The sequence below is a fragment of the Syntrophomonas wolfei subsp. methylbutyratica genome, assembly GCF_001570625.1.
GTDB lineage: Bacteria > Bacillota > Syntrophomonadia > Syntrophomonadales > Syntrophomonadaceae > Syntrophomonas > Syntrophomonas methylbutyratica.
Genome location: NZ_BBQT01000003.1, coordinates 20,384 through 41,678, shown reverse-complemented (window position 1 = coordinate 41,678; position 21,295 = coordinate 20,384). Strand labels below are relative to the sequence as shown.

Below are 21,295 nucleotides of genomic sequence, written 5' to 3'. Positions count from 1 at the left end.
TATCTATCCTCCATGGTCAAGCAACAGGAAAAGCTGGTAAAGTTGAACCGGGTTTAGAATCAAGACTACGCTGCCATCACCCATTATGCTAGCACCAGTATAGATCTTTAAGGCCGCCAACTCCTCTGCCAGCGTTTTTACTACAAATTCCTGTTCGTGCTGAAAGGAATCTACCACCAGTCCGAACCTGTTGCCATCAAAATTAATAACTACAATTGGAATCCGCCTAGCGGAAGTAACTTCCGGCTCATCCAAATCTTCTTTTAAACCCAGCAAGTCTTTAAGGTAGATGAGATGAACGATTTCATCCCGTATATCAGCTATTTTGATTTTTTTGTAGCTTCTAATTTTATGGGCCGGTAGTTTCACTGTTTCTTCAATGCTATCGAGCGGGAGAATAAAACTTTGCGAACCCATTTTTACCATCAGACCTCGGATAATGGACATGGAAAGGGGTATTCTAAGCAGGAATTTCGTTCCCTGGTTTAACTGGCTGGACATGGTCACCGTTCCCCCGACCTGCTCAATATTATTTTTGACTACATCCATGCCTACGCCCCGGCCGGAAAGCTCACTAACTTCCTCACGAGTACTAAAACCAGGCAGGAAAATAAGCTGATAGGCCTCTTCATTACTCATGCTTTCAATCTGTTCCGGTCTTATCAAGCCCTTACCCAAAGCCTTGAGCTTAATCTCCTCCGGATTCATGCCTTTACCGTCATCGGATATCTCTATTATTACGCTGTTGCCCTGGTAACGGGCTTTCAAATATATCTTGCCCTGGCGGGGCTTGCCCTGGGCTTCCCGCTTATCTGGTGCTTCAATTCCATGATCAACCGCATTACGCAGCATATGTACTAAGGGATCATTGATGGCTTCTATTACCGTTTTATCCAGTTCCGTTTCTTCTCCCAACACTACCAGATCCACACTTTTTCCGGCTTTGCGAGAGATATCCCTAATAGTCCGGGGATAGCGTTGAAACAAAACTCTAAGCGGGATCATGCGGGCCGACATTATTGCATCCTGCAACTCATCAGATATCCTGGCTACTTCAGAGGCAATATCCTTCACTTCCCGGGCCAGTCCCGGCAATTCGTACTCCAGTCCAATTTTACCAGCCAGGTGGAAAACCCGGTTTTTGGAAATTAAAAGCTCTCCAATCATATTCATCAGGCGATTCATTTTATCCTGGCTAACCCGAATGGACTGTCCCCCGATATCACCCGAAGCTCGGGCCGGTTCAGGGGTTTCCTTACTTTTTTCCCGGGCCAGCTGCTGTTCCAGCAAAGCCCGTTCCACATCCTTGGTTGTTACTTTACCCCTATCGATCAGGATCTCCCCGATTTTTTTCTGCTGGGCCAAGGCCTCGTTCAGTTCCTCCTGGCTGAGTTTTTGCTGGGCCACCAGGATTTCACCGATCCTTTTTTCTCCATACTCTATGGGTACATTGCTTAGCAAATCCTTAATATCGGCTACCTTATCTCCCAACAGCTTTTTTATCTGCCCATGGTGGCTTTTCATTTCTTCAATAAGTTCCGGATTTACCAGGTCTTCCCCAGGGACCAGGTCGTTAAAAAACTGCGTATGGGAGGCAATAAGCACCTGTACATCCTCATATTCCAGGTATCGACTGGAGGAAGCTATGCTATTAAGTGCCCGCAGGTACTGTTTAACCCTCTTCCGGCTGATAGGAACATCCTCCCGGGCCGAAGCAATTATGTTCTCCATAGACTCCAGAGCTTGATTCGTTATATTGACAAAGGCCTTGAACTGCCGGGGTATATTCTCTACCGGACTTGAAATAATGGATTGATTCGCTTCCTTGTCCACATCGCTCAGGGCATTAATCCTGGTAAGCAGGTCCTCAATAGGCAAATCTTCACTTTCCATACCTTGAACCATTTGGCTGAGCGCAGCCGTCCTATCCACTGCTTCCAGAATAATATCTATCACCGGGGAAGAAAGGGGGAGTTGCTGGTTGCGAAAGGTTTGCAACAAGCTTTCGGCAACATGGCTCAAGTTTTTAATCTTTTGAAAAGGGTCATCGGGGGTTTCTTCTTCCTGCATGCTGTTTATTACCCCCGCCGCACCCTTTATGCTATGAAAACCACGCAGGATGGCATTCAAGCGTTCCAAATCTTCGGGCTGTCTTTCCAATTCCACACAATTCTTTTCAATAGTATCCAGGTGTTCGCTGGTTTCCTCAAAAAAATCCTGCAAGAGCTGTTCGCGAAAAGACGAAATCTCTATTTTCATAACATTGGCGACCGGTTCCGGCCATTCACATTCCAGCTGGATTTTAGAATCACAGCTTTCCTCCCGACCGTTTTCCCTGCTCTCCAAAGTATTATTTCTTATAACTCCAGCTTCCTGAACAAATTCTTGAAAGCCATGCTTTTTTATATGCAGTTCAAATTTTTCCCGGGGAGGATTGACCTCCAGTTTCTTGACATGCTCCCCCAGTTGCCGAATTTGTAATTGGAGAATATCTACTCCCTTGAGAAGAATGTCAGTTATCTCCGAAGTGACTGGATATAAACCTTTTTTCATATCAGTCATAAAGGACTCCAGGGAATGGGCGGTGTCTTTGATGGGGATTAAATCCAGAAATGCAGCTACCCCCTTAACCGAGTGCATGGCTCGAAATACAGCATCCAGCTGTTCGGAATCAAATTCAGCTTCCAACTTCAGTATTCCCTCTTCAATCCCGTTCAGGTGTTCACTTGATTCCTCTACGATTCCCTGCAATATCTCCAAATCATCAGGGTCAAAGACGAATTTCATCCGATTCCAGCCTGCCTTTCCACAAACCACTCGCTGAACCAAAATTAAAGTTTTACCAACATAATCAATACTGGCTAATTCCTGTTATTACTCCATCAACATCCGTACATTTTCTACCATAACTTCAGGCTCAGTGGGCTTGACAATGTAGATATTGGCCCCCGCCTCATAACCTCTTTCCATGTCCTTCAGTTCATCTTCCGTTGAAATAATAATGATGGGAATCTCTTCATACTGCTCGTCTTCGCGCAAACGCTCAATGAAGGTATAACCATCCATATTGGGCATATTAATATCTGTTACCACCATATCAATCGGTTCTTCGCTGCTGTATATTTTTTCCAGGGCGTCAGCCCCATCCACTGCACTCATTACTTGAAACCCTGCCGTTTTTAAGATATAACAGTGGAAGTTGCGAATCATCTCGGAATCATCTACTACTATTATCCTCTTCTTTGTCACTATATCCCTCCTCAAGCCTGGTACATAAGATGACCATTCATTCGTTTAATTTTAAAAGCCGTAGAGATACGGCTAAGAGATTCGGCATGTCCCAAAAATATATATCCACCCTTGTTGAGCATGGCATAGAACTTTTCTACCAATTGTTTGCGGGAGTATTCATCAAAATAAATCAACATGTTTCGGCAAAAAATAAAATCATAATTTCGCTCATTGCGTAAAGCCCGGCGTTCCATAAGGTTTAATTGTTCCAGAACCACCATATTCCTAATTTCCGGATTTACCATAAACCTACCTGGGGAAGGATTCGAAAAGTATTTTTCCAGGTAGGGGGGAGGAACATCTTTTACCGAACGGCTATCATATATTCCACGCTGCGCTTGTTTTATTACATTTTCATCGATGTCTGCTCCTTTTACCACTACATTCCAATTGTGGAAGTCTTCCAGCATTTCTTTAAGGATAATAGCCAGGGTATAAGGTTCCTCACCGGAAGAACAAGCAGCGGAGAATATACGCAGGTTTGGGTCGCTTTTGGCTCGCTTTTTCTCTAATACTTCGGGTAAACAGACTTCAGCAAATATTTCTAATTGGCTGAATTCCCGAAAAAAATAGGTTTCATTTATGGTAATGAGGTTAATTAGTTCCTGAAATTCACGATTATCCCTATCGTAAAACTTCAAATGTTTAATATATTCGCTTACTTTTTGCAGCTGGTTTATTTCCATTCTTTTTTGCAGCCGTTTTTTGAAATAGTAAATCTTGTTTTCTCCGAAATGCATTCCGGTGCGCTCATAAATCAAATTTCTAATAGCAATAAAATCTTCCGTAGATAAGTCCATATGCATCACCTCACCGGGGCCAGTTGTATAATCGCTTTTCCAACGGCCTCCAACAATTCATCGTCTCCAATCTGCTTCTTAAGTTCCAGCAACAAAGGGAGTTGCTCCGGATCGCCTAAAAATCCTAAGCCCTCAACCGCGCCCAGACACAAGAGTTTTTCAGCAGAACAGGCATAACTGGCCAGCAACGGCCCAATTTCGGAGTTTTTAAAATGACCCAGGAAAACCAGCAATTCATATTTGTTGATTACATTGATGTCACTGGCAATATAAAGGGCTAGATCCTCCACCATCCCCGCAGGTAAATAAACAGCACCACTTCGCCGCAGTATACCCTCAATAGTGTTGATTATCTCTTTGGCCATTAATTTCCCTTTACTTTTCATTAGTGAAAAAACAAAAGGCAGGTACTCTTCCTTTCCCTGCCGAGCCAAGTATTTTAAATATGAATACAACTCCAGTTCATTTATTTGCTCAGGTTGAGGATAAAACTCGGCAACCAGACGGGCAGATTCCTCATCGCCCAGTATGGCCATAGTCTCTAAACAGGTACAGCGTAAAAGTAAATTCCTACTGTTAAGAAAAAGCCGATTAATGCCACCAATATGAGCCTTGGCCTCTAATTTTCCCAAGTATTCTGCCGCGGTTATTTTAATATTAATATCCGAATCATCCAGGCCCCGGGCGATAACTGCAGCAGAGTGAGGACTCTGCAGTTGAAAAAGGATATCAACGGCAAATTTTCTAATATCTTTATCCGGATTATCCAGCAACGGTTCTATGTGGGAAATTGCCAGTTCATCCTGCTCCGAGAGTACTTCGATAACCGCATTTCGAATGAAGGCATCATCACTATGTAAAAGAGGGATGGTCTTTTCTACCAGTACTGAACCAGACAGGGTTCGAAGATTTCTAATGATTACTTCGCGGACAAATTGAGAGGATTCGATTTCCAGCTGGGCTACCAGCAAGTCAATAGCTTCTGGTATTCCCTCATAAACAATGTCTTCTACCGCAAATGCTCTTTCCCTTTCATCTTCAGAAGAAAGGTTTTTAATAAATTCTTCTTTATTCGACAATTTATCACCACCCACTAAGCTTAATAAACATTGAATCATTAATAATCCGGCATTATTCCATCCACACAAATTATACTGGATAAACCAAGACATTAGTCCTATATTTTCCATGCTTTATTACTAACATCTTTTCATATATTTCTACATAAAATACAAATATTTTGTCAGAGAATACAAACACCCAAAAAAGGGGGCGCTTTTTTGCAATACAGAATTAGTAAGAAAAGTGAGGAGTGAGGGGTAAGGGGTGAGGGGTTTAATTTATTTCCTACTGCATCTTACCATTCAAGCCCCTACTAATCACTTTTCATAGGTGCTTGTGGCCCCTGGGCCATGGGTGGTTAATAAGGATATTTGCTTTGGCTTTACAAAAGGCCGAGATATTAGGACTTTTTGTTCTGCTTTTTTCGGCCTTTCTTCCCAAGCGGGGGGTGGGGGGCCTTCCAGGCTTTTGGTGAGCGATTTTGGTAAAGAAGCAAAAGGAAGGAGAGGGCTGAGAACACGAAAGTATAGCGAGATAGAAATACGAAGTCATTGGCCAGGAGGTATATGGAGCTTAGCAGCGAAAAACCGAAAACTATAGCCCAGGCCTGCATTTTTTGCGCCCGGGTGTTTTCCTGTATCTTCTCATTAAGACTGCGCAAGGGGAGCTTTAGTTTAATTTCCCCTCTTTCCACCCGCAACAATACCTTTTCCATCAGCGGTGGTATTTCTATCCAAGAGGCAAAGAAATTTGTAGTCTTTTCTTTCACCAAACTCCAGATTTCTTTAGCCGGAGCAAGCTGGTCTACATAGGGTTTAGACACCTCCAAAAAGTCAATCTGTGGGTCCAGAGCAATACAAATACCGTACAAGGTTCCCAAAGCCCTCCCCAAAAAGGTAAAATTGGCTGGAATCTGGAAAGGTTGCTCATACAACAACACTTCCAGGTCTTCCAGGAAGCTCGTTAGGTCAAGACTTCTCATGTCTTTTCTTCTCCCCAAAACATGTTCAATAAATATGCCCACAGCTCTGGTTACGGTTTCATTATCGGCATCAAAGCGTAAAAAGCCTATCTCTTTCAAATAGTCCACTACGCTTGGGTAGTCCCTTTTTACCAGCGCAAAGACCAACTCCAGAAGCTGATCCCGCAATTCATGCGTAATGGTGCCTACCATACCATAATCAACCATGATTATGCGGCCATCGTTGGTAACGAAGAGATTTCCCGGATGAGGGTCAGCATGAAAAAAGCCATCAACCAGCACCTGCTTGACATAGATTTCCAAGAGCCTGCGGGCAATAGCTTTGCGATCCACTCCCACCTGGTCGAAGGCCGCCAAATTATTAATCTTAATTCCTTCTTTGAATTCCATGGTCAAAACGCGCCTGCGGGTATAGTCCCAAAATATGCCCGGGACTATTAGTTCGGGATCGTTCTGGCTGTTTTCCGCAATAGTTTCAGCATTATGCGCCTCACGAATATAGTCCAGTTCCTCTAATACGGTTTCTTCAAACTCCTGATAAATTGCTTCCAGGTCAATAAAACTTTCCCAGTTGGTAAAGCTTATTATCCAGTTCAGTACTTGACGAAGGGCTTTTAAGTCAATCGCTATCAGTTCTTCAATTCCGGGACGAAGTATTTTGATGGCCACAATTTGCCCACCAGCCAGCACTCCCCGGTGAACCTGTCCCAGGGAAGCAGAAGCCAGAGGCGATTCATCGACCTGATAAAATATCTCTTCTATAGGGCGGGAAAATTCTTCTTCTGCAACTTTTTTGATTTCGGCAAAAGCTACTCCGGGCACTTCATCCTGTAATCCTGCCAGAATATCTATGCTCGATTGGGGCAGGATATCAACCCGGGTACTAAAGAATTGCCCCAGCTTGATTAATAGCCCTCCCATCCTTACTGCAGTTTTACGAAAGCGCTCTGCTTCACTGATATAGAGTTTTTCTTTTTTGGTTTCAATCCAATTTCTCCGGTGCCAGATTTTTTTGAACTTTAGCGAATAAAAAGCCCAAAATATGCTTAAGAAAAGAAAAAGCACGCGGAAAAACCGTGACCAAGCGGAAAATCCGGATAATCTCATATAAAAACCTCTTCATAATGGATGAGTCAGGGAAAGGTTCTCTGACTCAATTTCAGTGTAATAATTTTAACTCGTTCATTTGATTGTTAAGCTTATTAAGAGCAAATCATTGATTTTCGCTTCTATTCTATTAAATTAAGGTAAACTAATATTCAGAAAATAGCGAAAAGTATAACTAATTTATCAAAAAACACTTCTCATTTATGCCATTTTGGTGTATAAAGGAAACATAGTACGAAAAATAGGATATATGTCCTATTTGTTATAGAGTTATTTTCTTTGTGCTACTCTTTGTAATACCAGCAATTTAAGCATCAGAAGAAACTACGGGGCTGTTTCAACACATAGCTGCAACGAGGCGAGGGATTAGGACCCGCCGCTTGTTTTGTTAATAGGAACACAACGCTTAAAGAAGCGGGGGACATGCTTCACCTCGTTATAATATTATACTGCTTATATTCTCTAATTCATAAATTTTTACTAAATCAGAATCAATAAGATATTATACCACTTACTATATTCCACCTTAACCCTTACTAAAGTATTTAATAACCAGGGAGAAGAAATATATGCCAGAAGACATTAAGAACAAAAACTTATTGGATGATTTTCTTGAGTTTTTTCGGCTTTCGGAAGAGGCCCTGCCTTCGTCCGAACAAAAATACATGACAATGGTTGAAAACGCCAATGATATAATAAGCATTCATCACCTTTCCGACTTATCTTATCTGTACATAAATTCTACCGGGCCCAAAATCCTGGGATGGAGCAAAGAGGAATTGATGAGGAAAAACCCCATGAATCTAATCCATCCGGAAGACCTAACTCGAGCTCTGGAGACGATTCAGATAGCCGGGATTGAAGATGGCTGCACCTGCGAATGCCGCTTCCTCAAGAAAGATAATCAATATCTCTGGCTGGAAAGCAGTGGTAAAAAAATCCAGTTTGATGCCGATACCGTCGCTTTGCTGCTTTATTCCCGGGACATAAGTGAGCGCAAAGCGTTAGAGGAAACAGTTCGGCAGCGTTTAAACCTGGAAGAGGCCATAGCTACCGCCTCCCAGTTTTTCCTGGCGGCTGATAATGTTGATTTAATACATATAATGAGTATTGTCAGTGCAGCTGTCAATGCGGACCGGGTTTATATTTTCGAGTTTTTTGATGAAGGTAAAAAATCTAGCAATACCTACGAGTGGTGTGCAACCGGTATAGAGCCCGCCCAGGAAATGTTGCAGGACCTGGACAGCAGCCTTTTTCCCTGGTGGCTGGGAAGATTAAAAAATGGAGAAAACATAGTTATTGAAGATGTAAATGCTCTCCCGGCGGAAGCAAACAATGAAAAATTCCTGTTACAATCCCAGGGAATCAAGTCACTGCTAGTGGTGCCTATTTGTTTAAAAAATTCAGAACTAGTTGGTTTTCTGGGCTTTGATGACAACCAGTCCACCCGTCACTGGCTAGCTGAGGATATAAAAACCTTGCGCATGCTGGCAGAGATGATTGCTCTCTACTGGACCCGTTGCCAGGTGAAGAATGCCCTACGGGATTCCGAACAGCGCCTGGCCTCAATTATTGATTTTCTACCTGACGCTACTTTTGCTATAGACAAGCAAGGCCGGGTGATAATCTGGAATCGGGCTATGGAAGAGATGAGCGGAATCAAAGGAGAAGATATACTGGGAAAGGATAATTACGAATATGCCCTCCCTTTTTTCGCAACAAAGCGCCCCATGCTTATTGACCTGGTAATGAATCCGGATCATCCACTCAAACATAGTTATTTATCCCTTGAAAAGCGCGATGAAACCCTGGTTGGAGAGATATTCAGTCCGCAATCCGGCTTGTATATGTTCGGTACCGCTTCCCCGTTATATGACGCCAATGGTCGCCGGGTGGGAGCTATTGAATCCATACGGGATGTGACCGAAAGAAGAAGGGCCGAGGAAAAAATCCGTTACTTAAGTCACTTTGATAAGCTAACCGGTCTTTACAATCGCTCGTTCTTTGAAGAAGAAGTCAAACGGCTGGATAAAAAAGAATATCTGCCCATTAGTATTATTATTGGTGATGTTAATGGCTTAAAGCTGGTAAATGACGCCTTTGGGCACCGGGAAGGAGATCGACTTCTGCTTCGTGCCACCCAAATCCTTAAAGATTCATGTCGTCAGGAAGATATAATTGCCCGCTGGGGCGGCGATGAGTTTATTATCCTTCTGCCCCATACTTTTCACCAGCAGGCTTTACAGCTCTGCCAGCGTATTAAAAATGCCTGCCAGCAAAGCGAGAGTGAACCTATTCAGGTAAGTATAGCCCTGGGTACAGCCAGCAAAGAGACAGTTGATGAAAACATATTCACTATTATTAAAGAAACTGATGATCGCATGTACAGCAACAAAGTTCAGGAGAGTAAAAATACTCGCAACTCTTTCATTTTATCTTTAGAAAACAGTCTTCGTACCCGTACCAGGAAAAGCCAGTTCTATGTTGTACATAAACAAGAAACCGCTAAAAATATAGGGATGTTACTCGGTCTATCCAAGAATGAGCTGCAAAACCTTCTTCTTTTAGCCTCTCTTCACGATATCGGCATCATAACTATATCCCCGGAAATCCTATTTAAAGAAGCAGCCTTAACCCCGGGAGAATGGGAAATCATAAAAAAACACCCAGAAACAGGTTATCGTATTGCCCAATCAACCCCAGAATTACTGGCCATTGCTGAAGCTATACTGGCACATCACGAACGCTGGGATGGAACTGGCTATCCCCAAGGAATTGCCGGGCAGGAAATTCCCCTGGGAGCACGAATACTGGCTATTATAGACTCCTATAATGCCATGATAAGCGGGCGTCCTTATAAGGCAGCAATCAGTCCCAGCCTGGCCTTACAGGAAATACACAGATGTGCCGGCAGCCAGTTTGATCCTGAGCTGGTCCGGCTATTCTTAGAAATAAAGAAGGGTATAAGCAGGAGACAGTAAACGCCAAACCCCTATCCCTGATAGTGTTGTTTTAGTCAATATTCAAAATTGGGATTAGGATAAACTGGAGGACTTAAGCATCTATAGCTTCAAACATAAAAAAGATTTCTGAGTCCATCTGCGGTAACGGCAATTGTAGCAGGAACAGTTCTCATCCGCTACCTGCTCTTCCTCTTCATCGGGCTGGAAATGTGGGCACCGGTCTGCTATCTGAGCTGCCTCTTTCCAGGCATCTTTACCTTGTCGAAATTCATATTTACCTTCTTCGGTAAATATCCAGTGGCTCAAAATAATCACCTCAAAACTTCCTTAACTGGCTGGTTGCACAGCTTTGCCATTTGGGATCATTCATACCAGTAGGAACAACCAGCAAAGTACATTCTCCTTCCAGCAAAACCGCCTTCAACTTTTCCCCCATGAGAATAATGCTATCATCATCCAGAACAAGCATATCATCCAAACTCTTGACTACTGTAACCGGAGTTTGCTTCTTTATTTCTCTTACACTAAGCAGATCATCTCTGGATTTTACTTTCAATTTTCCTCGAAAGCGACCATCATTAGCGGTTAAACGCAAAGCTACCCCGGCTAAAGCCCCTATAACCCCCTGTCCGCTACCACCATGTTCGGACAAATGAATATCTAATCTTTTAGCCAGATCATAGGCATTGTTTTTGGTCAAAACCACTTGCTTGGCCCGGTAGCCAAAGTCTATCAACTCATCTGGAAAAGTAATCTGTTCAATAGCAGCCACACAGAGGCCTGGGTCTGAACCCTCTGCACGCTCCTTTTCCAAAAAATGCCCCGCATACTCGATATATGCAGCTAAATAACTTGCTTCTATTTCTGCCATAAAGCACATGGAACTATTATGAGATGTATAGGGAATATCCGGGTGAACCAGTAACTGGTGACGAGTTACCGCTCCGCCTTTTCCCCAGCCCTTTTCTTCTAGATATTTTGACAGGAGATCAGCCAATTCCCCTGTTCCCCTGCTATCAATATTATCCGTATCATCTATAGCAACTAGAATCTTCATTAATACACAACCCCTTAAAGACAATCTCAAACTAACTTATGGTACTGATGGGAACCAGTTGCTTCAATTCATTTCGTTCACCTGTAGCACAGGAAATCAACCTGGTATTAACCCCATATAATGTTTTCATGCTTTCTTCAGCAATTACCTCGCTTGGTCGCCCTAGCTCCAGAAAATTATGATCATGCATCAAGGCTACCCGGGTGGGGAGCTTCTTGTTTTCAAAATAGAAGGCATGGTTGGGAAAATGGGTAGCCATAATAATGGAAATCTGACTATCTCCAACCAGTTCAACTATTGTTTCCAGTACCTCAAGCTCATGTTTAAAATCAAGATGGGCTGTCGGTTCATCCATGATAATCATGGGAGTCTTCTGGGCTAAGGCCCGGGCCACCATAACTAACTGAGCTTCACCGCCACTTAATTGAGTGTAAGGACGGTGGCGAAGATGAAAAAGCCCTACCATCTCCAGGGCTTCTCTGGCTATGGCCTTATCTAATTTAGAGGGAGCAGAAAACCTCCCGGTATATGCAGCCCGCCCCATCTTTACAATATCCATTACCGTATAGGGAAAAGTGCGTTCATGACTCTGCGGCACATAAGCAATATAGCGGGCTATCTGGCCTGAACGAAAAGTGTTAAGATCCTGCCCATTTAACAGGATTTTTCCTGCATTTAGTTGGCGAACTCCCAATATGCAATCAAGGAGGGTAGTTTTGCCACAACCATTTGGTCCCAGAAGACAGAATACTTCACCCTTTTCCACCTGAAAATTAAGTTTTCGAAAAATCTCCTGTTTTTCATATCCGAAACCGGCTTCTATTACCTGTAAGAGAGACATGCTTACCAGTTGCCCCCTTTGGTTTTCTTAAGCAGCCATACAAAAAATGGGCCTCCCACCAGCGCAGTCAAGATACCCAGAGGCATTTCCGAACCAGTTATAATCCGGCCCAGGTCATCTACCAGTATAAGAAAACAGGCTCCCATGGAAAGACTGGCTGGAATCAATACCCGGTTATCGTTCCCTACCAGCATGCGGCAGATATGGGGAATAACCAATCCCACCCAACCGATGATCCCGCTAACTGAAACCGCCGCTGCCGTGGCCAGAGTAGCAGATATTATTACCAGTCCTTTATCCACCGCCAGGTTTACCCCCAGGGTATGGGCCTCCTTATCCCCCATGGATAAAACGTTAATCCTCCAGCGTATAGCCAAAAGACCGGCAATTCCCACCAGCATCGGTAACCCAGCTGCTACAATATCACTATACCTGGCTGTAGCCAAACTACCCATTAGCCAGAAAACTATGGCGGGCAATTGCTGATAGGGATCAGCCACATATTTCAGCAAGGAAATAAGAGCAGAAAATACCGATGATACTATGACCCCTCCCAGAACCAGCATTATAGTTGGAGTGGTATCATAGACCCTGCCGATTATATAGCTTAAGAATACCGCCAATGTACCAAAAGCAAAAGCAAAAATATAGGTAGCGGACGACACGCTGCTAAACATTACTATGGCCAGAGCCGCACCAAAACCGGCCCCGGAGCTTACCCCCAGAATACCGGAACTGACCAGGGGATTACGGAATAACCCCTGAAAAGCCGCTCCACTAATGGCCAGGCATCCTCCCACCAAAGCTCCCAGTATAGCCCGGGGCAATCGAATATCCCAGACTATAGTCTGCTTAATATCCAGAACCTCGCAAGGCAGTTGGGCCGTTTTACACCATAGAATACGGATTACTTCGTCTATGGAAAGCGGATATCTGCCAATAAAAAGGGAAGCAAAAATACAAAGCAAAGGAGATATTATTAATAACAAATAAATAACTCTCTTTTTCGTAATACCCACTCCTGCAAGAGTACTTGGCTTAAGTTAAGCTGTTGGAACTTCGGAAACCCGGTATTTTTCTTGTTATTCCTGGTTGCCCAAAATTTATCCGTAACTTAGCACTTAGACTATCTTTAACTATGATTAAGGCTGATAATACCGCTAATTACAACACTAGCAGGTTCGAAATCTTCGTATAAAAACCCTAATAAACTATAGCACCCAAATTAAATTATTAATAGAGCGAAAGATTTGGTATCTCAAAATGACCAAAAATTTAGGGGGATATATCTCCCCCCAACCCATTTACCATAAAATACTTCTCAAATATTTGCAATTTTCTTCAAGCCTTCTGGCTAAGAATTCGCAGGTTATCAAAAAGCTCCGCCACTGTAATAACCCCTATCCCTCCGGGAACCGCGCTGGCTACCCGGCAGTGGTTCCAGGCTTCTTCATGCACATCACCCAGCATTTTGCCATTCTCATCAAAATTGATACCGACATCTATAACAACCATATCTTTGTGTACCATATCTGCAGTAACAAACTCTCTTTTCCCGACTGCAGCCACCAGGATATCAGCACGCAATGCCTCTTCTTTAAGTTTCCTGGTACGAGTATGACAGACAGTAACCGTGGCATTTTCCGCTGTCATCATAAGTGCCAGCGGACTGCCCACCGTCATGCTGCGGCCAATAATAGTAACCTTCTGGCCTTCGATGGGAATATCATGAGCCTTCAACATGGAGATAACCGCCTTGGGGGTACAGGGTCTAACTCCTTCCTCTTTGCTGATTAGCTTACCCAGGTTGTAATTATGGATTCCTTCAACATCTTTGTCAAAGTCAATGGCATTGATCAGACGGCTGGCATTTAAACCGGCCGGAAGGGGCGTTTGTAACATAATTCCAGTAATTACAGAGTTATTATTTAAATCCCCTATAGTGTTCAGAAGCTCCCTTTCTCCAACACTATCCGGCAGATTGACAATCTCCGCCTTAACCCCGGTTTCTTCCGCAAATTTGCGAATTCCTCGCACATAAGCCAGGGATGAGGGGTCATCTCCCACTCGTATTATAGCCAGACCCATTTTAACTTCTATAGCTGTTTGGCGGACTCTTTCCTTGATTTGCTCGCGGATATCTTTTCCATAAATAAGCATGTCTATTCCTCCAATAATATCAGAGTGAAATACTCGTTAAAATGCATTGATTATATGATTTATTCTGCTCTTACCATCCTCGACAAGAATGGAAACCACATCAAAAGAGATTTCCGGGAAAAATCGCGGGCTGCTTTTAAGGTAAAGAATAGCGGCTTTTTTTAGATTACCTATTTTGCGAGGTGTAACCGCCTCCTCCGGGCTTCCAAAGCGGGTGCTGCGCCTGGTTTTAACTTCCACAAAAACTATGTTATCGTCTTTTTCACATACCAGATCCAACTCCCCATAGCGGGTAAAAAAATTGCGCTCTAATATCTTGTATCCTTTTTTCCTCAGGTATTGTGCTGCCAGCTCTTCTCCCCACAAACCTAATTCTCTATTCATTAATAATTCCTCTATATAAATCTTTTATCCATGCGATAAATAAAAGCCAGAATCTCTGCTACCACAGCATATAACTCCGGTGGTATTTCCTCATAAAGATCCAGGGCCATGAGATAATCAGCCAGTTCACGATCCTCTTTAATAGGAACCCCGCTTTCCCTAGCTACCTTCTTTATCTTTTCGGCAATAAACCCCTGGCCCTTGGCTACTACTACCGGCACCTCATCCTTCTCCATATCATAGCGTAGGGCTACTGCTTTTTCCATATCTTTCTCTTTCACGAATTATCTCCTCGATTTGCTCTTAGTACTAACCACCCATGGCCTAGGGACTACAACCACCGATGGAGTTGTCAAGGGGACGGTCCTTTTGACACCTTACCCCTTACTCCTCACTTTTCATACTAAACCCTTACATCTATACCAAAAGGCCGGAAATTGAGCGGCGTTTCCTCTAAAGCCAGTCTAAGTCTCATTTCCTCTTCCTGCTCAACCACCTTTATCCCTAGATTTTTTATCCGGTAACCCAGACTTTCCAAACCCTGAAAAAGCTCCCCCAGGTTTCTATTCAGGTATTCTCGAATCTCCTGTCGTTCAACTACACCCTGTACCTCCAGTTCTCCAAGCCTTTTCCAGTTTACATGGAAAAGAACCACCCCCATTTGCACCGTATCCAAGGAAACAATAAATCTTATATTATCCTGCTTATTTAAGCCCCGTTTACCCAGTTCCCGGTTAATTCTTAGCTGCCCCAGGCGATATTTTTCACCACATTGTACGGGAAAAGCAAAATAGAAATAATTACTACTGCTATCTACTGCTCCCCGGCTAGCGAAATTCAGCATCCGTTGGGCCGACAGTTCTCTTTCCATCCCCTCTATTCTATTGAATAAATCAGCCATAAGCGGATTCTTCGAAGTAATAGAGTCATTCTTAATAATATCCTGCAAAAGATTTAGTCCCCTGATTATATCTCTTTCTTGTGAAAAAGCGTTTTGCAGCCTGTTTCCGATCTCCCGGCTGTCTCCCTCCAGGTTCAGATGTAGTGTCTCCAACAGAGTACGCAAGAGCGGAAGATGGCGCAAAAGCTCTCGCTGCTCGGGAGCAGTCCAATCGTTATTGGGGTTGGTTAAGAGAGCAAATGCTTCCTTAAAAACCTCAGTTACCCCTTCAGCAATAATTGGCGGAGATACTTGCGCTATAGCCCCCTGCCCGCTTATCTGCTTATAGCTATCCATAGGCATCCCGCCCGATGATAGTGCTTTATCTGAAATATTTCCCGGCAAAAGCTCAGGAACATTCACGGTTTTTCCGTCTGTTACCGGCAGATTTGTAACAAGAGGTTGCCTTTCCCTCCCCGATGTGGCAGAGGTTGCGGTAGGGGTATAGACATTTTTTATAATCCCTGAAGCTGGCTCTTTCTTATTTATAGTGCTTTCAAGCGTTTGTACTCCTGGGCTCTTTCCACCCTCCAGCGTTGCCTTCTCATTCACCAATACCGGCGATGAGACAGATTTTCCCTGATCCATAGCCGGGCTTCCGCCCAAATTCTTCCCGGTCTCACTTGCCAGAGTACTTTCTTTGCTATTAATGGTTGCAGTTATCTGCCCCAGTAATGTTTTCTCTACCGCCGATGTTTCCCCCCCGGCTTTTGCCGGGTTAACAGCAGGCGAGGTACTTGTCACATTTTCCGACTGAGGACTCGCTTGAGTGGGGGAACTCGAGGTAGTAACACGGCTTGATACTGCCGCAGCTTTTTCGCCAGTCAAAGTGATATTTCGCCTGGCATCAGCAGGCTCGACCGGCAGTTCGCTAATATTCTTTGAATTACCAGAAAGAAGTGCTTCCAGTTTTATCTTCCCGTAATTCTGTTCAATAACATTGGCTATTTTAGCCTCCGGTGCTGAGCTTGCCTGCCCTAACGCCGGTCGTCCTTCCCCGGGCAAAAGCACTTCTCCACTTTTAGTCCCTGTAAAGCCCTGAATCTCTGGGCCTTTGCTGGAAACCTGCATGGATTCGCTTCCCTTATTGGCAACGGCAGTAGCTGAAAACACTTTTTCCGCTATAAGTTTATCTCCCGATATTCCAGGCTGGCGGGTAGCTTCTGTTCCCATTTCCCCGACTGGCCGAGAACTTGCTATATGGCTTGACCCACTGGTTTCTACCATACGGGCTACTGTCTGCTCCAATTGCAACAATCCTTTATCTAGGTTTCCGGCCAGTTTACTGACATCATTAGCAGGCATAAGGAATTGGGCCAGGCTCTTCAAGGTTGGAGCATCAAGGGGAAGCTTCCGGGCCATGGAGAAAGCCACTATTTCAGCGTTTTTTTCATTAGCGCCCCCCAGTATTACCATAGCTTTACTCATCAGATTGAGGTTGTTGGAGGTAACCGGCAACTTGTAATGCAAAAGCTTTCTGGCCATCATAATGTTTTCTTCTTTGGCAGGAACCCCGATCTCGGTTAGATTTAGCGAAATATTGCTGTTTTCGATTCGCTCCATTAACTGGGGAGTCAAGACTTTTAAATAAGCACGACCATCTCTAAAATCCTCCACCATTAGCTGCAATTGCTGACCGGGCTGAACCAGTACTTCACTGACCGCATCAATCATTTGACCTTTAATAAACAAAGAAACCAGGCCATCAGCTTTAATGTCCTGGACCATCCCCCTCAAGACTTCACCTTTTACAAAATTAAGATTCTGATCTTTGGAGGTAGTTATATTTAGCATAATCTTATTCAAATAAAGCTGGCTGTTCTCCATATCTAGCTCCTAATACCATAGACTTCACCGGTTCGAAACTCACCCGGTGCAAAGCACAAGTACCCAACCTGAGCAAAGATTGCAGGTGTTCCCGGGTAGCATAACCCTTATGCTTGGAAAATCCATAGCCGGGATAGAGTGAGTCAAATGCCTCCATTACTCGGTCTCTCTCCACTTTGGCCAGGATGGAGGCAGCGGCTATAGATACGCTCAAACTGTCTCCCTTTATTAAAGGATACTGTTTAATATCTATATCGGGTAATTGCACGGCATCAATAAGTAAAAATTCCGGGCGAGGGGAGAGATTTTTTACTGCTAACAACATAGCCTCACGGGTAGCATTAAGAATGTTTACCTTATCCAGGTAAGAAGGAAAAACCGCTGCCACCGACCATGTAATGGCTTGTTTTTTTATCTCTGCCGCCAATTTAGAGCGTTTCAAAGCTGTAAGTTTCTTGGAATCATTAATCCCGGGACAAAAGAAATCACGGGATAGAATAACCGCAGCCGCCATTACTGGGCCGGCAATAGGTCCTCTGCCTGCTTCATCGATTCCAGCTATGTATCGAAAACCATTATTGTAAGCCTCATATTCATATCGCTTTAAATCCTCTATTCTCTTAACTTCATCTAATAAATACTTTTGCTTATCCAAACCCAATCCTTCCTTAAAGTGAGTAGATTTATCTATGATGTCGCTGAAAAGCCTTTTGTTGTATAGCGGTTGCTCACTCCTCACTTTTCTTACTAATCATCTATTTCTTTAAGCCCGTCGCTATCATATGAGCCACTGCTTCACCCTGCAAAAAGGCATTTTTAAAGCCTTTAACCTGGAAAGCATCACCAATCAAGTAAACATTTTTATGTCTGTTCTGAGCCTCAATATAGAGAGCATTATTAGGAGTAAATCCTGTAGCCAGTACAATGTAATCAGCTTCCAGGCACTCATAAGCACCTTGCTGGCTCTTTAGCTGCAGTTGCTGATCCTTTATCTCCATTACCTGGCTGGAAGTTTTCTTATTCACCTTACCCTCTTCCAATCGGTTCATCAGATCGCGGCGATTCTTTTTTTCCATGTCCGCCGCCAGATACTTATTCTGCTCCACAATGGTGATTTGATTATTCCCCGCCAGGAGAAAATCTGCCACTTCGCAACCATTGCTGCCTCCGCCAATTATGACCACCCTTTTCCCTTTGATTTCCGGTTTCCTTTCTAATACCTCCCTAATACCCAGGCAATAACTCTGATCCCATCCCGGAATCTGCGGCAACAGAGGCTTGGAACCAGTAGCAATAAGCAGGTAGTCAGGATTAAGGTCGGGCAAACTTTCAAGATTAAAGGAGCAGTTCAGAAATGCCTCTACACCGCTTTTCTCTACTTGTCTTATTAAATAATCGCGCAAGTAAGCTACCCGGTGTTTGTGCGGGGGCAGACAGGCCAGATTCAAAAGGCCGCCCAGGCTTTTCTCCTTTTCGTATAGTGTGACATTAAGGCCTCTACTCTTCAATGACAAAGCCGCCTGCATACCAGCAGGGCCGCCACCTACTACCATCACATTGGCTTTGTGCAGAAGCTTTTTCCCTTCTTGGGAAAAATGTCGCTCACGCCCGGTAAGGGGGTTAACGCTACAATCCACCATCATGCCGCGGAAGTTGTTGTCAATACAATTGTTGCAACGTATGCAGGGGCGAATGTCTTCCGTTCCCGACTCGCGAACTTTATGAGGCCATTCGCTATCCGCCAGCAGGCTTCGTCCCAGGAAAATGAAATCAGCCTGCCCACCGGCTATCAGTTGGTTGGCAAAAGCCGGGTTATTGAGCATTCCCCCGGCAATAACCGGAATATGTATCCACTTCTTCAACTCCCCGGCCAAATAAACCCTCCAGCCCTCCTTATAGGAAGCCGGTTCAATACTCTTAAGCCCAGATTCATAAGTCCCGGAGGAACAATTAATCAGTTCAACTCCCGCCTGTTCCAAATGCTGGCATATTTCTACACTTTCTTTTAGCTCCAGGCCACCGGGGACAAAATCATCCATATTTATCCGTACTGATATGATCAACCCGGGACTGGAAGTCTTAATCTTTTTGATAATGTTTAAGAGAAATCTCATCCGATTTTCCAGGGAGCCGCCATACTCATCCTGGCGGAGGTTGCTATGAGGAGAAAGAAATTGGTTAATCAAATAACCGTGAGCTGCATGCAATTCCACTCCATCAAATCCAGCCATAAAAGCATAAGCCGCCGCCTGGCTAAATTTATTTTCGATCTCCTTGATTTCTTCCCCGGTTAATTCTCGGGGGATTTCTTTTACCATGGGACAGGCCAGGGGAGATGGAGCTACTGGTTGCACTCCGGTAAACAGGCTGGATGTTTGCCTTCCGGCATGAAAGAGCTGGATAAAAGTGCGGCAACCATAAGCCTTGATATGCTGAGCAAGCTGTTGCAGCCCGGCCACATAACGTAGGCTGTCTATATTTATCTGCCGGAAACTTTCCCTTCCGGTGGGAGCATCAACACAAGCGGCTTCAACCACTATAAGCCCTGCCCCCCCTCGGGCTCTGGCCTCATAATAGTCCAGCAAGCGCTCGCTCACTTCCCCATCAGAACTGGCATAGGATACTAGCATAGGAGCCATAACAATCCTGTTCTTCACCAGCAATTTGCCAATATAAGCCGGGGAAAATAGTTCTGGAAAAGTCTTCATATTTAGCCGACCACCCTTATTGCGTAGTTGTTTAACATATAACCTACATGCTAAAAGAGGAGATAAGCACGTTTCTAACCATTATAGCATAGCTTTTATAAAGATTTTCCGCTTGTCCAGGATATCTGCTAATATACGATCGGGTTTAAAGCTTTTCTTTTACTCGCCGGAGCAAGATTTGCACACATTGTTGAATATTCTCCGGAGTATAGATTTTTAAGCTACCCTTATAATAGCGAGCAAAAAGCTCCTTTTCTATCTTCTCATCCTCCCATCCTTGATCCAATAAATCCCGAATTATATTAAAAGCCTGCTCTGCAGAGCTTAAAGCCCTTCTATAAAAAGCATCAATATTCCGTCCTGTCCATATCCGTTCATGGGGAATAGCCAGAAGCTTGCTAGGATAGCTCATCAGCCTCTTTATAGTTTCCAGGTAAATGTCATAAGCTTGAAAAAACACCGGAAAGATATCCTCATCCGAGATTTGAAAGCCACAAGCATCAGAAATGAACATAACCTGCTCAGCAGGCAGGTAGCAGGCTAAACTGCAGGGACTATGACCGGGAGCATCTAATACTTTGATGTTCAAATCACCGCCGAGCTTTATCTCATCTCCTTCAGCAATTAGCTTATCAAGAGCAATCTCCGTTACATTAGGTGATTGCAGCCCCCGGGGAATTATTCCTTCGTCCGCTAGCAAATCCAACATTTTTTCATCCTGAGCAAAAAAGTTTTCCATTATTTTGGCCTTTTTTAAAACGGCTTCCGCTGGGGAACTGGCCAGTAAAACAGCAGCAGGAAACATCTTTTGCAAGGCAGGTATTCCGCAAACATGGTCAAAATGAGCATGCATTGCCACTAAATACTTTACTTCCGGTTTTTGGTGCAGTTTCTCCCACTGCTTTTGGAAACTATAAACCCCACCACTTACCCCGCATTCAATAATGGCGGCCTCTTTCTTCCCCACCAGAAAATAATTGAAGTGTCGATTGCCCAATAGCAAAACATTCTCGCTAAGCTGCACTACAAATCACTCCTCCCTTTAATATCTCTCTATGACTATAATAGCAGAATTTATCAATGATTTTACTGCAAAACTCCTTTTGATGCACAGTTGATACTGCTCCGGAGTTTCTTCCGATGCTTAAAATATAAGCATAATAATATTTATTA

General features: G+C 43.9%; 17 protein-coding genes. 1 reads left to right on the top strand and 16 read right to left on the bottom strand.

Translation table 11 applies throughout. The annotated features are described in order from the left end of the window. Window positions 1-3: 3 nt before the first annotated feature. From AWB54_RS03330 to AWB54_RS03310, 5 genes are all read right to left on the bottom strand, one after another. The gene (locus AWB54_RS03330; protein ID WP_061213206.1) at window positions 4-2,787 is read right to left on the bottom strand and encodes a chemotaxis protein CheA; all 2,784 of its coding nucleotides are present in this window, start codon (window positions 2,785-2,787) and stop codon (window positions 4-6) included. An 87-nt stretch (window positions 2,788-2,874) separates the two neighbouring features. After that, window positions 2,875-3,249 carry a response regulator gene (locus AWB54_RS03325; RefSeq protein ID WP_082735988.1) on the bottom strand — a complete coding sequence of 125 codons (375 nt, stop codon included), beginning with the start codon at window positions 3,247-3,249 and terminating at the stop codon, window positions 2,875-2,877. Window positions 3,250-3,260: 11 nt separating this feature from the next. Then, window positions 3,261-4,091, bottom strand: a complete 831-nt coding sequence (locus AWB54_RS03320; RefSeq protein WP_061213205.1) for a CheR family methyltransferase — start codon at window positions 4,089-4,091, stop codon at window positions 3,261-3,263. Between the two features lie 5 nt (window positions 4,092-4,096). After that, entirely contained in the window at window positions 4,097-5,170 is a 1,074-nt protein-coding gene (locus AWB54_RS03315; RefSeq protein ID WP_061213204.1) for a HEAT repeat domain-containing protein, read from the bottom strand. 383 nt (window positions 5,171-5,553) lie between these two features. Next, window positions 5,554-7,242 carry an ABC1 kinase family protein gene (locus tag AWB54_RS03310; RefSeq protein WP_061213203.1) on the bottom strand — a complete coding sequence of 563 codons (1,689 nt, stop codon included), beginning with the start codon at window positions 7,240-7,242 and terminating at the stop codon, window positions 5,554-5,556. Between the two features lie 569 nt (window positions 7,243-7,811). Here AWB54_RS03310 and AWB54_RS03305 point away from each other — a divergent pair. Continuing rightward, complete coding sequence (locus AWB54_RS03305; protein WP_061213202.1) at window positions 7,812-10,223, top strand: HD domain-containing phosphohydrolase; 2,412 nt, start codon at window positions 7,812-7,814, stop codon at window positions 10,221-10,223. Window positions 10,224-10,304: 81 nt separating this feature from the next. Here AWB54_RS03305 and AWB54_RS03300 read toward each other — a convergent pair whose 3' ends face one another. The 11 genes from AWB54_RS03300 to AWB54_RS03250 form a co-directional block, all read right to left on the bottom strand. Further along, window positions 10,305-10,520 (bottom strand): hypothetical protein, encoded by a 216-nt coding sequence (locus AWB54_RS03300; RefSeq protein WP_061213201.1) that lies wholly within the window; start codon window positions 10,518-10,520, stop codon window positions 10,305-10,307. Between the two features lies 1 nt (window position 10,521). Further along, entirely contained in the window at window positions 10,522-11,262 is a 741-nt protein-coding gene (locus AWB54_RS03295; protein WP_061213200.1) for a hypothetical protein, read from the bottom strand. Window positions 11,263-11,293: 31 nt separating this feature from the next. Continuing rightward, window positions 11,294-12,103: an ABC transporter ATP-binding protein gene (locus AWB54_RS03290; protein WP_061213199.1), complete on the bottom strand. Its 810-nt coding sequence runs from the start codon at window positions 12,101-12,103 to the stop codon at window positions 11,294-11,296. Window positions 12,104-12,105: 2 nt separating this feature from the next. Beyond that, the gene (locus tag AWB54_RS03285; protein WP_235811078.1) at window positions 12,106-13,092 is read right to left on the bottom strand and encodes a FecCD family ABC transporter permease; all 987 of its coding nucleotides are present in this window, start codon (window positions 13,090-13,092) and stop codon (window positions 12,106-12,108) included. Window positions 13,093-13,444: 352 nt separating this feature from the next. Then, window positions 13,445-14,263, bottom strand: coding sequence for a bifunctional 5,10-methylenetetrahydrofolate dehydrogenase/5,10-methenyltetrahydrofolate cyclohydrolase (locus tag AWB54_RS03280; RefSeq protein ID WP_061213197.1), 819 nt, complete (start codon window positions 14,261-14,263; stop codon window positions 13,445-13,447). A gap of 36 nt (window positions 14,264-14,299) precedes the next feature. Further along, window positions 14,300-14,647, bottom strand: coding sequence for a YraN family protein (locus tag AWB54_RS03275; protein WP_061213196.1), 348 nt, complete (start codon window positions 14,645-14,647; stop codon window positions 14,300-14,302). Window positions 14,648-14,658: 11 nt separating this feature from the next. Continuing rightward, complete coding sequence (locus AWB54_RS03270; RefSeq protein WP_011640880.1) at window positions 14,659-14,928, bottom strand: EscU/YscU/HrcU family type III secretion system export apparatus switch protein; 270 nt, start codon at window positions 14,926-14,928, stop codon at window positions 14,659-14,661. 122 nt (window positions 14,929-15,050) lie between these two features. After that, window positions 15,051-17,414, bottom strand: a complete 2,364-nt coding sequence (locus tag AWB54_RS03265) for a hypothetical protein (protein ID WP_061213195.1) — start codon at window positions 17,412-17,414, stop codon at window positions 15,051-15,053. Beyond that, window positions 17,386-18,069 carry a ribonuclease HII gene (locus AWB54_RS03260; protein ID WP_235811077.1) on the bottom strand — a complete coding sequence of 228 codons (684 nt, stop codon included), beginning with the start codon at window positions 18,067-18,069 and terminating at the stop codon, window positions 17,386-17,388. The genes AWB54_RS03265 and AWB54_RS03260 overlap by 29 nt, the downstream gene beginning before the upstream one ends. A gap of 100 nt (window positions 18,070-18,169) precedes the next feature. Beyond that, a complete protein-coding gene (locus AWB54_RS03255) occupies window positions 18,170-20,122 on the bottom strand; it encodes an NAD(P)/FAD-dependent oxidoreductase (protein ID WP_011640883.1) in 1,953 nt (650 codons plus the stop codon). Window positions 20,123-20,267: 145 nt separating this feature from the next. Next, complete coding sequence (locus tag AWB54_RS03250) at window positions 20,268-21,146, bottom strand: MBL fold metallo-hydrolase (RefSeq protein ID WP_061213193.1); 879 nt, start codon at window positions 21,144-21,146, stop codon at window positions 20,268-20,270. Window positions 21,147-21,295: the final 149 nt, after the last annotated feature.

What these genes read in the sequence shown, in the direction of transcription:
- AWB54_RS03310 (WP_061213203.1), bottom strand. Translation starts at nt 7,242, where the DNA reads ATGAGATTATCCGGATTTTCCGCTTGGTCACGGTTTTTCCGCGTGCTT.
- AWB54_RS03305 (WP_061213202.1), top strand. Translation starts at nt 7,812, where the DNA reads ATGCCAGAAGACATTAAGAACAAAAACTTATTGGATGATTTTCTTGAG.
- AWB54_RS03295 (WP_061213200.1), bottom strand. Translation starts at nt 11,262, where the DNA reads ATGAAGATTCTAGTTGCTATAGATGATACGGATAATATTGATAGCAGG.
- AWB54_RS03265 (WP_061213195.1), bottom strand. Translation starts at nt 17,414, where the DNA reads ATGGAGAACAGCCAGCTTTATTTGAATAAGATTATGCTAAATATAACT.
- AWB54_RS03330 (WP_061213206.1), bottom strand. Translation starts at nt 2,787, where the DNA reads ATGAAATTCGTCTTTGACCCTGATGATTTGGAGATATTGCAGGGAATC.
- AWB54_RS03255 (WP_011640883.1), bottom strand. Translation starts at nt 20,122, where the DNA reads ATGAAGACTTTTCCAGAACTATTTTCCCCGGCTTATATTGGCAAATTG.
- AWB54_RS03275 (WP_061213196.1), bottom strand. Translation starts at nt 14,647, where the DNA reads ATGAATAGAGAATTAGGTTTGTGGGGAGAAGAGCTGGCAGCACAATAC.
- AWB54_RS03290 (WP_061213199.1), bottom strand. Translation starts at nt 12,103, where the DNA reads ATGTCTCTCTTACAGGTAATAGAAGCCGGTTTCGGATATGAAAAACAG.
- AWB54_RS03280 (WP_061213197.1), bottom strand. Translation starts at nt 14,263, where the DNA reads ATGCTTATTTATGGAAAAGATATCCGCGAGCAAATCAAGGAAAGAGTC.
- AWB54_RS03320 (WP_061213205.1), bottom strand. Translation starts at nt 4,091, where the DNA reads ATGGACTTATCTACGGAAGATTTTATTGCTATTAGAAATTTGATTTAT.